The 14,467-nt window shown below is 68.3% G+C and carries 12 protein-coding genes and 1 pseudogene; 7 read left to right on the top strand and 6 right to left on the bottom strand.

The features are described 5' to 3' along the window. Nucleotides 1–7: 7 nt before the first annotated feature. Nucleotides 8–685 (top strand): response regulator transcription factor, encoded by a 678-nt coding sequence (locus PSR88_RS00305; protein ID WP_009472616.1) that lies wholly within the window; start codon nt 8–10, stop codon nt 683–685. Here the strand turns inward: PSR88_RS00305 and PSR88_RS00300 are convergent. From PSR88_RS00300 to PSR88_RS00290, 3 genes are all read right to left on the bottom strand, one after another. Continuing rightward, nucleotides 658–2,061 carry a sensor histidine kinase gene (locus PSR88_RS00300; RefSeq protein ID WP_016884262.1) on the bottom strand — a complete coding sequence of 468 codons (1,404 nt, stop codon included), beginning with the start codon at nt 2,059–2,061 and terminating at the stop codon, nt 658–660. The genes PSR88_RS00305 and PSR88_RS00300 overlap by 28 nt on opposite strands. Nucleotides 2,062–2,076: 15 nt before the next feature. Continuing rightward, a complete protein-coding gene (locus PSR88_RS00295) occupies nt 2,077–6,498 on the bottom strand; it encodes a non-ribosomal peptide synthetase (RefSeq protein WP_016884263.1) in 4,422 nt (1,473 codons plus the stop codon). Between the two features lie 139 nt (nt 6,499–6,637). Then, nucleotides 6,638–8,119, bottom strand: a complete 1,482-nt coding sequence (locus tag PSR88_RS00290; RefSeq protein ID WP_011593401.1) for an MFS transporter — start codon at nt 8,117–8,119, stop codon at nt 6,638–6,640. A gap of 251 nt (nt 8,120–8,370) precedes the next feature. Between PSR88_RS00290 and PSR88_RS00285 the strand changes: the two genes are divergently transcribed. Next, the gene (locus tag PSR88_RS00285; RefSeq protein WP_009472611.1) at nt 8,371–9,075 is read left to right on the top strand and encodes a hypothetical protein; all 705 of its coding nucleotides are present in this window, start codon (nt 8,371–8,373) and stop codon (nt 9,073–9,075) included. On the opposite strand, the gene PSR88_RS00280 is transcribed toward PSR88_RS00285, so the two are convergent. Continuing rightward, the gene (locus tag PSR88_RS00280) at nt 9,035–9,883 is read right to left on the bottom strand and encodes an alpha/beta fold hydrolase (RefSeq protein WP_009472610.1); all 849 of its coding nucleotides are present in this window, start codon (nt 9,881–9,883) and stop codon (nt 9,035–9,037) included. The genes PSR88_RS00285 and PSR88_RS00280 overlap by 41 nt on opposite strands. Nucleotides 9,884–10,040: 157 nt before the next feature. Here PSR88_RS00280 and PSR88_RS00275 point away from each other — a divergent pair, with 157 nt between their 5' ends. Further along, nucleotides 10,041–10,787 (top strand): response regulator transcription factor, encoded by a 747-nt coding sequence (locus PSR88_RS00275; RefSeq protein ID WP_009472609.1) that lies wholly within the window; start codon nt 10,041–10,043, stop codon nt 10,785–10,787. Here the strand turns inward: PSR88_RS00275 and PSR88_RS00270 are convergent. Together PSR88_RS00270 and PSR88_RS00265 are read right to left on the bottom strand one after the other, a co-directional pair. Beyond that, complete coding sequence (locus tag PSR88_RS00270) at nt 10,763–10,963, bottom strand: alpha/beta fold hydrolase (protein WP_016884264.1); 201 nt, start codon at nt 10,961–10,963, stop codon at nt 10,763–10,765. The genes PSR88_RS00275 and PSR88_RS00270 overlap by 25 nt on opposite strands. Before the next feature lie 89 nt (nt 10,964–11,052). Next, nucleotides 11,053–11,433, bottom strand: a pseudogene (locus PSR88_RS00265) (alpha/beta fold hydrolase); the annotation flags it as partial. A 12-nt stretch (nt 11,434–11,445) separates the two neighbouring features. Here PSR88_RS00265 and PSR88_RS00260 point away from each other — a divergent pair. The 4 genes from PSR88_RS00260 to PSR88_RS00245 all read left to right on the top strand — a co-directional run bounded on the left by PSR88_RS00260 (nt 11,446) and on the right by PSR88_RS00245 (nt 14,467). Beyond that, on the top strand, nt 11,446–11,877 hold the full coding sequence (locus PSR88_RS00260) for a TetR/AcrR family transcriptional regulator (protein ID WP_011593399.1): 432 nt from the start codon (nt 11,446–11,448) through the stop codon (nt 11,875–11,877). Between the two features lie 248 nt (nt 11,878–12,125). After that, nucleotides 12,126–13,610, top strand: coding sequence for a DUF4389 domain-containing protein (locus tag PSR88_RS00255; protein WP_011593398.1), 1,485 nt, complete (start codon nt 12,126–12,128; stop codon nt 13,608–13,610). Then, the gene (locus PSR88_RS00250; RefSeq protein ID WP_342338017.1) at nt 13,607–14,149 is read left to right on the top strand and encodes a flavodoxin domain-containing protein; all 543 of its coding nucleotides are present in this window, start codon (nt 13,607–13,609) and stop codon (nt 14,147–14,149) included. The genes PSR88_RS00255 and PSR88_RS00250 overlap by 4 nt, the downstream gene beginning before the upstream one ends. A gap of 75 nt (nt 14,150–14,224) precedes the next feature. After that, a complete protein-coding gene (locus tag PSR88_RS00245) occupies nt 14,225–14,467 on the top strand; it encodes a PLDc N-terminal domain-containing protein (RefSeq protein ID WP_016884269.1) in 243 nt (80 codons plus the stop codon).

The raw sequence follows: 14,467 nt of genomic DNA, 5'->3' as shown, positions 1-14,467 counted from the left end.
AGCGCGTGTGCGAGTTCTTCTGGTCGAGGACGAACGGCGTCTCGCCGAGACGGTGCGCCGTGGACTGACGGCCGAGGGGTTCGTCGTCGACGTCGAGCACGACGGCCTGTCGGGTTTCGAGGCGGCGCTCAGCGGCGACTTCGACGTGGTCGTCCTCGACATCATGCTGCCCGGGAAACACGGGTACGACATCGTACGGGACCTGCGGCGTCGTGAAGTGTGGACTCCGGTGCTGATGTTGTCGGCCAAGGACGGCGAATACGACCTGGCGGACGCGTTCGACCTCGGCGCCGACGACTATCTGATCAAACCGTTCTCGTTCGTGGTGCTGGTGGCCCGGCTGCGGGCGCTGGTCCGCCGCGGCGCACCGCGGCGTCCCACCGTCCTGACGGCGGACGGCCTGGAGCTGGACCCCGCCCGGCATCGGGTCACCCGGGACGGCACCGCGCTCGCGCTGACGCCCCGCGAATACAGCGTCCTGGAGTTCTTGATGCGGAACGCCGGATCCGCGGTCACCAAGCAGGAGATTCTGCAGTCGGTGTGGGACACCCACTACGAGGGCGACGACAACATCGTCGAGGTGTACATCGGTTATCTGCGACGCAAGGTGGATACCCCGTTCGGCAGAAACAGCATCGACACCGTGCGCGGGGTCGGTTACCGGCTGAAGTCCGGAGACGACTGACGGGTACCGTCCGCGGGGAGGGTGATCACGAATTGCGATCCGCCCGTGCCGCTGTCGGTGACGTCGATCGTGCCACCGTGTGTCGCGACGATCTCGGCGACGATTGCCAGGCCCAGTCCCGCACCGCCCGAGTCGCGGGTACGGGGGGTATCGAGGCGGACGAACCGTTCGAATATCCGCTGCCGATCCGGCACAGCGATCCCCGGCCCGTCGTCGGCGACCTCGAGGACGGCGCCGTCGGACGACGTCCGGCAGTTCAGGCGGATCTCACGCCGGGCGTGACGCCGCGCGTTGTCGACGAGATTGCGCACCACCCGCGCCAGTTGCTGCGGGTCGCCGACCACGCGGACCGGCGCGATCGCCGTCCGCACCACCAACTCCGGCGACATGTCGCGCACGCGGGCACTCTCGGCGTACATCAGGTCGTCGATGTCCACGTCCACCGATGTGTGGGTGAGCCCGTTCTCGTCGGCCCGGGCGAGGAGCAGCAGGTCCGCGAGGAGATGGTTCATGCGGCGCGCCTCCGGTAGCAACGACTCGTCGACCAGCGACGTGTCGACGAGTTCGGGCCGGGTGTGCGCCAACTCCAGAGCGGCCGTGATCGTGGCGAGCGGACTCCGCAGTTCGTGCGACGCGTCGGAGACGAATCGTTGCTGCGCGCGGTGACCGGACTCGAGACGGCCGAGCATGCTGTTCATCGTTTCGGCGAGCCGCGCGATCTCGTCCTGAGTGTGCGGCACCGGGACGCGTTCATCGAGTCGGTCGGTGGAGATGGCGGCCACCCGCGCCCGGATTCGTTCGACGGGCAGCAGCGCCGCGCCGACGAGACGGTAGCTCGCCACCGCCACCATCGCGACCACGACGGGGCCACCGATCGCCATCAGGAGGGCCACGGTGCCGAGGATGCCCTCGATGGGTTCGCGGTCCGCCCCGACCACCACGGTCGCGGGACCCTGTAGTGACTGCGCACCCCGTTCGACGATCCAGTAGTCGGGTTCGTCGCCGAGGTCGATGTTGCCGAGGTACCGGGATTCGCCGGGCGGCACCGGCTCGAACGTGACAGGGAGACGGTCGGCGCCGGGGGAGGTGGCTACGACGGTGCCGGCCGAGTCGATGACCTGGATGGCACCGACCTGGCCGTCGGTCGCGAACAGCGAGCTGTCGAGGTCCTCGGGTTCCGCGGTGCGGAGTTGCTCGACGATTTGCCGGGCGCGGGCGTCCGCGGCGTCGCGCGCCGAGTGCTCCAGTGTCCGGTACAGCACCAGCAGTAATGCTCCGCCCGCGACGACGAGGCAGATGGTGACCACCAGGGCGGCGGCCGCCGCGGACCGGGCGCGCACGTCCCACGACCTCGGGTGGAGCAGATTCCGATCCATGGGGTTCAGTGTTGCTCACGCACCGGGATCGCCTCCGATGACCGCCAGCAGGGCGTCGACGAAGGACGTTGCGGTGGCCCCGTCGAAGAGGTCGGTGGCGTACACCAGTTCGGCGTCGATTCCCGCCGGCCGGCCGGTGGTGTCGTGCCGTTCGGTGAAATGAAAGTGGAGATCGCATTTCGCCACGTCGAGGGGACGCGGGGTGATGTCGAAGCGCAGGCCGGCGACGTCCAGGGTCGCCGGGGTGAAGTTGTTCAGCGACAGCGCGACCTGGAAGAACGGGTGCACTGACGACGACCGGGGCGGGTCGATCACCTCGACGAGTCGCTCGAATTGCACATCCGCATGCGCGAAGGCACGCAGTTCGATGTCATGGGAGTCGCGGATCACGTCCGCGAGCGTGTCCCCGGGATCGACCCGGGTCCGCAGGACGACGGTGTTGACGAACATCCCGACGACGTCGTCCAGTTCAGGGTCGTTCCGACCGGCGACCGGGGTGCCGACGGCGATGTCGGTGTCCCCGCTCAGTCGGGCGAGCAGGATCGCGACCGCAGATCTCAGTGCGGTGAACACCGTGGCGTGATGCCGGTGTGCGAGCGACGCGAGCGTGTGATGCGCGGTGTGGTCGATCCGGAACGTGGCGCGGCCGGCGCCGTAGGTCCAGTGGTGTGGCCGGCGGCGGTCGAGGGGCAACCCCACCGCGCCGGGTAGCCCCGACAGTTCCTCGGTCCAGTACGCGAGTTGCTGCGACGCGACGCTTCCCGGATCGTCCTCGGCGCCCAGCATGTCGCGGCGCCACACACTGTACTGCGGGTACGTCACCCGGGGCGGCTCCCAGCCCGGGGGCGCACCCGCGGTCCGGCTCGCATACGCGGTGACGAGATCGCGGGCGACCAGCGCCAGCGACCATCCGTCCGCGGTGATGTGGTGGAGGACACACGCGAGGAGGTGATCGCGCGCGTCCAGCGCGAAGAGCGTTGCGCGCAAAGGGGGTTCGGTCCGCACATCGAACGGCGCCCCGAGCACCCGGTCCACCCGGTCGGCGACGTCGTCGGGTCCGGCGGGGATCGGCGCCAGATCCGGTAGGGCATCGTCGACGGACAGCAGACGCTGGTACGGCCCCGCCGCCGAGTCCGGAAACACGGTGCGCAACGCACCGTGGCGCGCCAGGACGTCCGCGACTGCGGAGCGCAGCGCGTCGACGTCCACTGCCCCCGCCACCCGCACCGTGAACGGAATGCTGTACAGCGGCGGGGTGGTGGCACTGCGGTCGATGAACTGCTGCGACGGCGACAGCGGCACCCGGTCGGGCACGGCGGTGGCGGCGATGCGCGGGGCCCGCACCGCGCCGGATCGGGAAGCGTCCCGGTCGTCGATCCGCTCCGCGAGCGCCGACACGGTCGGGGTCTCGAACAGCTCACGCACACCGAGCGTCGCGTCGAGTTCGGCGTTCAATGTCGCGACCACCCTCGTGGCCGACAGGGAGTCTCCGCCGAGGTCGAAGAACGAATCGCCCGCCGCGACGGCGGGAACACCGAGCAGTCGGCCGAACACGTCGGCGACCGTGCGCTCGGTCGTCGTTTCCGGATCGCGCCGAGGGACGGTCGTCGTGCCGAAGTCGGGGGCGGGGAGCGCGCCGCGGTCCAGCTTCTTCGTCGGTGTCAGGGGAACCGCGTCCAGCACCGTGATCGATCCCGGAACCATGTACTCCGGCAGGAACCGTGCGATGGCGTGTCTCGCCGACTCGGGCGTGGTCTGCGACTCGCGCCGCACCATGATGTAGGAGACCAGGACCGGGTCTCCGACCGGAGTGCGGTGCACGATCGTGGTGGCGAAGTCGATGTCCGGGTTCCTGCGCAGCGCGGCATCGATCTCGCCGAGCTCGATGCGGAATCCGCGGACCTTCACCTGATCGTCGGTGCGTTCGAGGAACTCGAGGGTGGCCGAGTTCGTCCACCGGACCCGATCACCGGTGCGGAACATGCGGGAGCCCGGCTTACCGGACGGGTCCGCGACGAACCGTGTGGCGGTCAATGCCGGTCGTCGGTGGTATCCGCGGGCGAGGGCCGGCGTCGCGAGGTACAGCTCGCCGACAGCTCCCGGTGGGAGGGGGCGTAGCAGGGGATCGCAGACCGTCGCCCGCACACCGCGCATCAGGGACCCGATCGTCACCCGTCCGCCCGGGTCGAGGGGGTCGGTGAGGGTGACGCTGCACGTGGTTTCGGTGGGTCCGTACGCATTCCGCATCGTCCGGCCGACCGCCCACCGATCCGCGAGGTCTTGCGGGCACACCTCGCCTCCGACGAGGACCAGTTCCAGGGAGTCGAGTCCGTCGGGGTCCACGGTCGCCAACGCAGACGGCGTCGACAGCAGATGGGTGATGCGTTCGGCGCGCAGCAGTTCTCGCAGTTCAGCCCCGCCGTACACGTCGGTCGGCGCGATCACCAGGGTGGCGCCGCCGATGCACGCCGCGAGCACCTCGACCAGTGCGGTGTCGAAGCTGGGCGACGCGAAATGCAGCACCCGCGAATCCGCTGCGACCGCGTACTTGTCCCGAATCTCCTGCACGAGGTTGGCGAGACCGTCGTGTGTGACCACGGCCCCTTTCGGAACCCCGGTGGAGCCGGAGGTGTAGATCACGTAGGCCGGGTGCCCGAGATGCACGGGACGGTCGCGTTCCACGGTCGGCGGATGGTCGTCACCGTCGTCGCTGCTCAGCCAGCGGATGGTGGTGGGAAGACGATCGCGCGCAGAGCGGACGGTGAGACCCAGCGCCGCACCGGAGTCGCCGAGGGTGTACGCGATCCGGTCGGTGGGGTGGGTCGGATCGACGGGCACATACGCCGCGCCGGTCCTGGCCACCGCCCACAAGGCCAGCACCGATTCGTACGACCGCGGAATCGACACCGCCACCAGGTCCTCGGGTCCGACGCCGTGACCTGTCAGCACCCGCGCCCACCGGTCGGCGGCCTCGTCGAGTTCGCGGTACGTCACCACCCGTCCTCGATCCCGCACCGCGACGGCGTCCGGGCGGGTGACGACGGTCGCGGCGAGGATCCGATCCAACGGTGCCGGTTCCGAATCCGGCCGTCCGCAGGCGGGAGAAAACGCCTCCCGTTCGGCATCGTGGAACACGTCGAGTTCGGCGACCGAGCGGTCCGTTCCGGCGGCGGCCTGGAAGCGTGCGAGAAACATGGTGAACCGTCGATGGTGCCCGGTGACCTCGTCCTCGTCGTACAGCGCCGGGTTCGCCTCGACGTCGATGCGCGGAACCGAGCCGGGTGGTCCCGGATAGATGTTGACCGCCAAGTCGGCCGTCGGACCGGTCGTCAGCACCTGCACGCGTCCGGTGACCGCACCGAGAGTGATCTCCTGCTTGAACAGCATCAGGTTGAGGACCGGACCGAAGTGGGTGAGACCCGTTCCGGCAGAGGCGATGTCCTTACCGATGTCCTCGCGGCGGTACCGCTGATGACGCAGTGCCCCCGTCAAGGCCGTTCGGGCCGCCCGCACCGCGTCCCGCACCGTGCCGGTGCCGACACCGCGCAAGGGGAGTGGGAGGACGTTCGACACGGAACCACCGGTGCCGCGCAGACGCGCAGACGTCCTGGCGGACACCGGAAGTGACAGGATCACGTCGTCGGCGCCGGTCATGCGGGCGAGATACGCGGCGAACGCCGCCACCACCACCACCGTCGGGCTGTGCGCGTTCCCGTCGCCGGTGGGACGCAAGAGGTCGCTGCTGCGGTCCGCGCTGCCCCGTGCCACCAGCACCGAGGCGCCGGGATTCGGGGTACGTCGTCCGCTGAGGCCGACCGTCGGCGGCAGGTCGCGGACCTGCTCCCGCCAGTAGGCGCGGTCGCGTTGGAAGCGGGGCGAAGACCGGTAGCCGGCGTCGTCCGCCGCGATCCGTCCCGGATCGACCGCCCGGAATTCCGGAGGCCGGTCGCCGTCGATTCCCGCCACGTACAGTTCGGCGGTGCGGCGCATCAGCATCATCGCCGCATAGCCGTCCATTGCGACGTGGTGGGCACGCGTGTACCAGTAGGTGCGCTCGTCGCCCACCTGCAGAATCGTCGACAGGACGAGTGACTCGCCGTACATGTCGACGGGGGCGATGCAGTCCTTCCGCATCCACCGCTCGGCCGCATCGACCGGATCGTGTTCGTCCCGCAGATCGACCACCGGCACCCGCTCCGACGTTCCGGCGCCGAAAACCTGGTGGGGCCGACCATCCACCTCCCGCACGGTGAACGATCCCAGTTCGTGGACGGCTCGTGCGGACGCCTCCGTCAGCAGGTCCAGGCGTACCGGACCACGCAGGTCCACGTACTGGGCGATCACGTAGGGAATCTCGGGTGCGAGCTGCTGTGCGAACCAAATAGCGTGCTGCGCCTCGGTCAGCGGGACGACCCGCCCGGGTATTCGCACCCGCATCAATGCCTCCTCACCACGACCGAACCCAGGGACGGGACGACCGCTGATGGTGACACACGCGCGCTGTGAAATCGCTGAGGGCCGTCGTCGCCGCGACCCCACGGGGGAGTCGCGGCGACGACGGTGTGAGACCGGCGGCTCAGTGGGCGAGGACGACGGCCCCGTCCGTGTCGGCCGCGGCCGCGGCCCCCGAACCGGGTGCGCTCAGTTGCGAAATCCGGCGGGGCAACGCGAAGGCCACGACCGCGCCCAGCAGCGCCGAGACCGCGCCGATCACGAACGCGATGGTGATGCCGGTGTCGGTGTAGAAGACCGCACCCTGCACGACGGTCGCGATGTGCGAGTTCAACACGGAGAAGACGATCACCGGGAGGATGGCGGGCAGGATGCTCTGGAACACCGCCACCATGCTCGCCGTCGTCGCCTGCAACTGCGGCGGCACCGCGGCGATGAGCAGGTTCGGGACGGAGGCGTACCCCATGCCCATTCCCACGCCGAGGAGTGCGGCGAAGCCGATCAGGAGGGCCTTGTCGTCGTGGACCATCGCCGTGAGCAGGCAGGCGGCGGCCATCACGAGCATGCCCACGACCATCAGGATCCGCGGACGGACGTTCCGGGGGACCAGGGTTCCGACGATCAGTCCGCCGATCACCACGGCGCCACCGAGCGGCGCCTGGAAGATCGCGAATCCCTCTGCGCTGATACCGAATCCGTAGCCGAGCCCCAGGATCGCCGGGGTCATGCACATCATCGGGAGCATGATCGTGAACACCGCGGACGTGCCGTAGCAGAATCCCGCGCCGAGCGCCGTCAGGAACACCGGCCGCTTACCGAAGAACCGGATGTCGATCAGCGGGTCCGCGAGCAGTCGTGCGGACACCATCCACGCCACCAGCAGGGCGGCACCGCCGGCGAGGAAACCGATCGTCGCCCCCGACGTCCAGCCCCACGAGGGCCCGAAGCTCACCCCGACGAGGATGCCGGCGAGTCCGGCGCCCAGGAGCGCCGCGCCGATCAGGTCGATGCGGGAGCGCAGCCGCACGGTCGATTCGCCGGTCGTCGCCCGGATCAGGACGGCGAGGATCACCAGACCGGCCACGAAGAACCAGAAGATGCTCCGGAAGCCGAAATTGTCGATCAGCCACCCGGTGAAGAACGGTGCGGGGATCGCGATGAGGCCCATGCCGCTCGTGGCGATGCTGACCGCCAACGCCACCGTCCGGGCGGGGAAGACGTCGCGGATGAGCGAATAGCTCAGGAACAGGCAGGGCACGAGCAGACCGGTGAGGGCGCGGCCGGCGATCAGCACCGCGTATGTCGGTGCGATCGCCGAGATCAGCGACCCGAGCGCCGACAGGCCCACGGCCGTCAGCAGGAGTCTCCGTTTGCCGTGGGTATCGGCGAGCTTGCCGATCAGCGGGCAGGTGATCGCTCCCACCAGCAGGAACGCCGTGAGCAACCATGCGCCCTGCGTCGTCTGGTAGTGGGTGACGATCTGCGGCAACGCGATCGAGATCATCATGTAGCTGACCGCGAGCATCTCCAGCAGCAACACGATCGAGGCGAGCGAGAAGATCAGGCGCGGTGTCCATCGCTCGGTAGTCGCATGGGTGACCATCATCGGGTCCTTTCGAATACCTGCACGGGAACTCGGGGCGGCGCCGCCGCACTGCGGCGCGGCCCGAGCCGGGCGGTAGGGGTGGGTGGTCACATTCGGTGGTCGAAGTCTCGTGAATGTGTAATTGACATCACAGTTCTCGGGGATGCGGCACGCCATGCGGCGTTCCGCCCAGCGGGAAACCGACCGGCGGGTGTTCACCGGGTAGACGCGAATCGGTGAATCCCGATCGCTCCTCGAGCGAGGATTGACTCATGGCCGAAACGCAGCGCGCGCAGGAGTTCCGCCGGCTGAGGACGCCACGCTCGGCGGCCGTCGCGGGAATCGTCTTCGCCGTGCTGTTCGCCGCCAGCCTCGTCCTTCTGCGGACCGCGCTGCCGGCGGACCCGTTCGACGAAACCCCCTGGGTGGGCAGCGGCGAGACGCGGATCAAGACGGCCCTGCTCCTCGCTCCGTTCGCGGGGATCGCCTTCCTCTGGTTCATCGGCGTCATCCGCGACCGTCTCGGCGACCTCGAGGACCGGTTCTTCGCGACGGTGTTCCTCGGCAGCGGATTGCTGTTTCTCGCGATGGGATTCGTCTCGATGGGGGTGGCGGGCGGCGTGCTCGCCATCGCCCGCCACTCGGGCAGCTCCGCGAACGACATCGTCTATTTCGGCCGCGAGATCATGCTGCAGATCAACCACGTCTACGCGCTGCGCATGGCCGCGGTGTTCATGATCTCGCTGGGGACGATCTGGCTGCGGACCGGCCTGATGCCGCGATGGCTCGTCATGACCACGTATCTGCTGGCCCTGGCGCTGCTGGCGATCGTCGACTTCAGCCTGTGGTCGACGTTGGCGTTCCCGGCATGGGTGCTGCTGATCAGCGTCTACATCCTCGTCACCGGGCGCCGCGCGAGCGCAGCCGACCGATCATTCAGGTCCGCGCCGGTGTCGTGGAGACGAAGTCGTCGATGATCTCGACCACCGCGGCGGGATCCTCGAGGTGTGGATAGTGCCCGACACCGTCGAGGACGGCGAGCCGACTCCCGGGAATCGCCTCGTGCGCCGCGTATCCGTGCGCGACCGGGATGATGCCGTCGGAATCGCCCCAGATCAGTTGCGTCGGGAGACCCTCGTTCAGGTACAGACGGCTCAGCGCGCTCACCGCCTGCCCCCGATGGTCGACGACGGCGCGGAGCGTCCGCAGAAACGCCTGCCGGGTGTCCGAATCGGACAGCGACGAGTAGGCGTTCCACATCTCGTCGCCGCGGACCGAGTGGATCCCGACCGCCGCCAGCCAGCCGCGGACCTTGTTGCCGGCGTCACGAACCGCGGAGGGCGCCACCAACGGCAGGACGAACTCGGACCCCGGTGCCGCCAGCAACCGCAGGGTCCAGTTCACATCCGGTCCCAGTCCGCCGCTGCCGATGAGGACCAGCCGGTCACACAGTTCGGGATGCTGATAGCTGAACTGCATCGCCACCCCTCCGCCGAGGGATTGACCGATCACCGTCACCCGTTCGATGTCCAGTTCGTTCAGGAGGTCGCGCAGCCACGCGGCGAACGCGCCCAGCGAGTAGTCGCCGCGCGGCTTGGCGGAATCACCATGGCCGGGCAGGTCCGGCGCCAGGACCCGGTACCGCCGGGCCAACTGCGGGAGAACCGCGCGCCACGTCGCGGAACTTCCCGCCATCCCGTGCACGAGCAGCAATGTCTCGCCCTCACCGCTCAGCCGGTATGCGACTGCGTCCCCGTGCAGTGCGAGGTGCTGGAGTTGGGACATACAACGACCTCCCGATCGGGTGATGCAGCGGTCTCTCGGTAACGATAGGGGAGTTTCGCCCGATATCGTCATCAACTGCGGCGTGGGAACTTGATCTCTGCCCCCGGTTGATCTAACAGGCACACCGACGCGAGGCTCGAAAACAGGAGGAACCCGCATGAACGCTGTGTCGAGTTCGGCCATCGCCCGTCCGCGCGTCCTCCTGATCGACGCGGACGTCGAGAGATCCCTCGTCGAGCGCCTTCGGGACGCGGGGTTCTTCGTCACGAGGACATATGCGGAGCCGGTGCGGTCGCGGATCGAACCCCCTGATGTGGTGATCGTCGACGCGCGATCGCCACATCTCGACGCGGACACCACGGTGCGGGCGTTGAAAGCGATGCGATTCGCGCTCGCCGTTGTGGTGATCGGCACGTTCCGCTCCGGCAACCGGCGCAGCGACCTCCTGGAGGCCGGCGCCGACGACGTGATGGAGATGCCGGTCGGGGCGGACGAGCTCGTCGCACGGCTCCGCGCGATCCTCCGCCGGGTGAAGCCCGCGGTGCCCGCGCAGGCGCCCGACGACGCGCAGGACGTCTGCCAGTGCGAGGAACCCCACGAACCCGACCACGACGGGCTCCGCACCACGCTGACCAGGACGGAATTCGTCCTCTTCACCGTGCTCGCGCAGAATGTCGATCGAGTCGTCACCCGCCGCGACCTCATGCTCATGGTGTGGGGTGTGACGGTCGAATCGAAGACGAACGTCCTCAATGCCTATATCTGCTCCCTGCGACGGAAGCTGGTGGCCGTCGGATCGCCGTACGTCGTCCACACCGTGCGCGGCGTGGGGTTCGCCCTGGGCGAGCTCGAACGTTCGGGGAGCATCGATCCCGTCCGTCAGGTGCCCGTCGCCGCCTCGTGATCCGGGCCCGGCGGCGCGAAGAATGCGAGCGCGCGTTCGAGCACTGCCTCCGGCCTCTCGTCGACAATGAAGTGTGAGGCGCCGTCGACGAACTCGACACCGAAGTCATCGGTGCGCTCCTCGCATCCGCCGAGGAACTCCGGGCGCACGATGGGGTCTTCGGCGCCGATGAGCATCCGCAGCGGTAGAGAGCGGACGCGGCGGCGGCGCGGGCCGGTGCGCGCAGCTGGCGGCGAACAGCTCGATGTCGTTCTCCGAACAGGTGTTCCGGTTCGTGGTGAAATCCCGCAGCAGGTGGTAGGTCAGGCGTTGACGCCCCCGTCCGAGCAGCCGTGGATCGAACCGGACGAACGGGGGGGACACCGAGGCTCACGTACTTCCGCACACGGTGGGGCGCGCGCAGGCACAGCTCGTATCCGAGCAGAGCGCCCCAGTCGTGCGCGATCAGGCAGACCTGGTCGAGTTCGAGCGCGTCCAGGAGCGCGACGACGTCGGCGAGCAACTGCTCGCTGGTGTATCCGGTCGGCGGTGCGTCGGTCCAGCCGGCGCCGCGCAGATCCGGGCAGATCACCCGGTAATGCGCGGCCAGCCCGGGGAGGACCCCGCGCCACTCCCACCAGTGTTGGGGGAAGCCGTGGAGTAGCACCACGGGTTCGCCGTGACCGGCCTGTCCAATTACTTCCGCACCCGGGCGGCGCTCGTCACCGGCACCGTCGACGCGATCGTGGAACGCGAGATGTCCGAAGTCGGTGTACTGGCACCGACATCCGCAGAAGACCTCGTCGACGCGCTCTGCGGTCTGATCGACTACACGAATGTCGCCAACCGAACCGTCACCGCCGCACGGCTGGTCCTGTTCCTCGAAGCCAGCCACGACCCCGCTCTCCGGGAGGCGCTGGCACGGGGGCGCGCGGCAATGGAGGCGTCCGCCGTGTCGGCATTCCACCGGCTGGGAGCACGGGATCCGCAGACCGCCGCCACCGCAGTCATGGCGTGCGCAGAAGGCCTGATCCTGCATCGCATCGCCCGACACGACACCGCGGATCCGCGGCCGACGTTCGAACTGGTGGTGCGGGCCGCGGTGAGCTGACGCCCCGCTCACGTCACCGGTGATTCGACACCTCAGGTCGCGGCGGCGGAAGCCGGTCGATCCGGCCGTGACGAGTGCGACCGCGATGGCCGATTCCCACACGATCGGTACCCAACGCTCCACCAGTTGGTTTCGTAGCCGCAACACACTCGACCGGTCGACCGAGTGGTGACCAATGACCCTGACGCGCGGCTGGAGGGACGCCGCACACTGAGTTTTCGGGGATCCCGGACCAGGAGGATGCGCCTGTGCGAACCGGCAGAGTAGCCGTTCTCGTCCTGGGCTGTCTGAGCGCCCTGACCGGGTTCGCGCTGCTCACTGCCGCGGTGTTTCTGGGGTGGGCCTACTTCATGCAACGCGACGGTGGGCACTTCACCTCGCCGCGTGAGCACTTCGAGACGAGTGAGAGTGCCCTGGTATCGGAGAAGGTCGATCTCTTCGAGGGCGCGGACTTGCCGAAAGGCTTCAGCACCGAGGACCTCGGCCGGGTACTGGTGCGAGCCACCGCCACCGATCCCGACCAAGAGATCTTCATCGGGATCGGCCCTCGTGACGAGGTCGACAAGTACTTCACCGACGTTGCTCGCACCGAAGTGACAGACGTGCAGTTCGATCCGTTTCGGCCGACCTATCGGCAGATTCCTGGAACCCGACCGGCAGCATTACCTGGGACACAACCATTCTGGTCCGCCTCTTCCTCGGGTACTGGCACGCAGGAAGTGCGGTGGGAGCTACAGCAGGGGTCCTGGACGGCTGTCGTCATGAAGGCAGACGCAACTCCAGGCCTGTCCGTCGACATTCAGGCCGGCGCACGCCTCACTTTCCTCGGACCACTCGCACTGAGCGTCCTGGTCGGCGCGGTCGTCCTTCTGATCATCGGAATCCCGTTGATCGTGGCAGGAGCAATCGGGTTGGGCCGGCACGGCCCGCCACAACCGCATCCCGTCGCGCAGATCGCGGGCGACGGCACGATCGCCGGCGACGCACACGTTCCATGGACCGTCTATCCCGCTCGCCTCGTGGGTGAACTCGACGCGCCGCTGTCGCGATGGCTGTGGCTGGTGAAATGGCTCCTGGCGCTCCCGCACTACTTCGTGCTCTTCTTCCTCGGAATCGCGTTCGTCGTCACCACCCTGGTGTCCGGATTCGCGATCCTGTTCACCGCGCGGTATCCGCGAACCCTGTTCGACTTCAACGTCGGAGTTCTCCGGTGGGTGTGGCGAGTGCAGTTCTACACCTACTCGGCCCTGGCCACGGACCGCTACCCGCCCTTCACCCTGAACCGTACCGACTATCCCGCGGACTTCGACGTCGACTACCCCGTGCGGTTGTCCCGCGGACTGGTCCTCGTGAAGTGGTGGCTGTTGGCGATCCCGCACTACCTGATCCTGGCGCTACTCGCGGGAGGGTGGTTCGGGAGCTGGCGTGCCGGAGTGACCGTCACCGACGGTACGCACTACGGGCAGCCGTGGCTCCTCGGTTCTGTGCTCGGTCTCGCGGTGACTTTCTCGGCGATTGCGCTTCTCTTCACCGGGCGATACCCACACGGTTTGTTCGACTTCGTGATGGGAATCAATCGTTGGGCGTTCCGCGTCGCGGCGTACGCGACCCTGATGCGGGATGAATACCCACCGTTCCGTCTCGATCAGGGACCATGCGAGCCGCACGAGCCCACGCCGCACTCGGGCGGAGACGATTCCGGCGAGACCTCTCCGGAAAGGCCACGCACATGACGGTACTGGTGGCGTACGCGACGGCGAAAGGCTCGACCCGCGGGATCGCGGAGCGGCTCGGATCGTGCATCGAAGGCCTCGGGCAGTCGGTCGACGTCCGGCCGGTCGCAGCCGTGTCTGACGTGCACTCCTACGACGTGATCGTTTTCGGAAGCGCGATCCACAACGGACAGTGGCTCGCCGAGGCCTCCGACGCCGTCGGGCGCCTGCGGTCCCAGTTCGAGGGAAGGCGCGTATGGGCGTTCTCGGTGTCGTCGGTCGGCGTCACCAGCACCACCCTGTCGAAACGACTGGCGCGTTTTCTGCGTCGCGTGACACCGGAGCCCGGAGCAGTGCGGATACTGCGGGATGCGGCCGATGTGCGCGACCACCGATTCTTCGCCGGCGTGATCGCACCGGGCGACTGGCCGGGATTCGGGCGAGTCGTCTTCACGCTCATGGGTGGGCACTACGGCGACGCCCGCGACTGGGCGGACGTGTGCGCGTGGGCAGGCGCCATCGCCGCCGAATCGACCCGGGACACGGAAAGATGGACCTGAATCCGGTGGTCGGGCGCCGAGGAGGCACTAACCTCGCGGGTGCCGGGCCGGTGAAGTGAGATCGGAGGAGCAGCGATGAGTCCATGGAAGAGGCCTGTGACGTGGTCGCGTCTGACAGCGTCGCAGCGCGCCGCGCTGGTGGTGATGGCGGCGGTGCAGGTGGGGCTGGCCGCGGCGGCCTGGGCAGATCTCGCGAAACGTGATCCACACGAGATCAGGGGGAGCAGAACGACATGGGCTGCTGCGATTGCCGTGAACTTCATCGGACCGATCGCGTACTTCCGGTGGGCCCGCCGTGCCCCGGCGCAGGCTCGGTGA

It is taken from the genome of Rhodococcus sp. DK176, from assembly GCF_038447315.2.
In the GTDB taxonomy this organism is placed as follows: Bacteria; Actinomycetota; Actinomycetes; order Mycobacteriales; family Mycobacteriaceae; genus Rhodococcus_F; species Rhodococcus_F jostii_A.
This window is presented reverse-complemented; position numbering and strand designations above follow the sequence as displayed.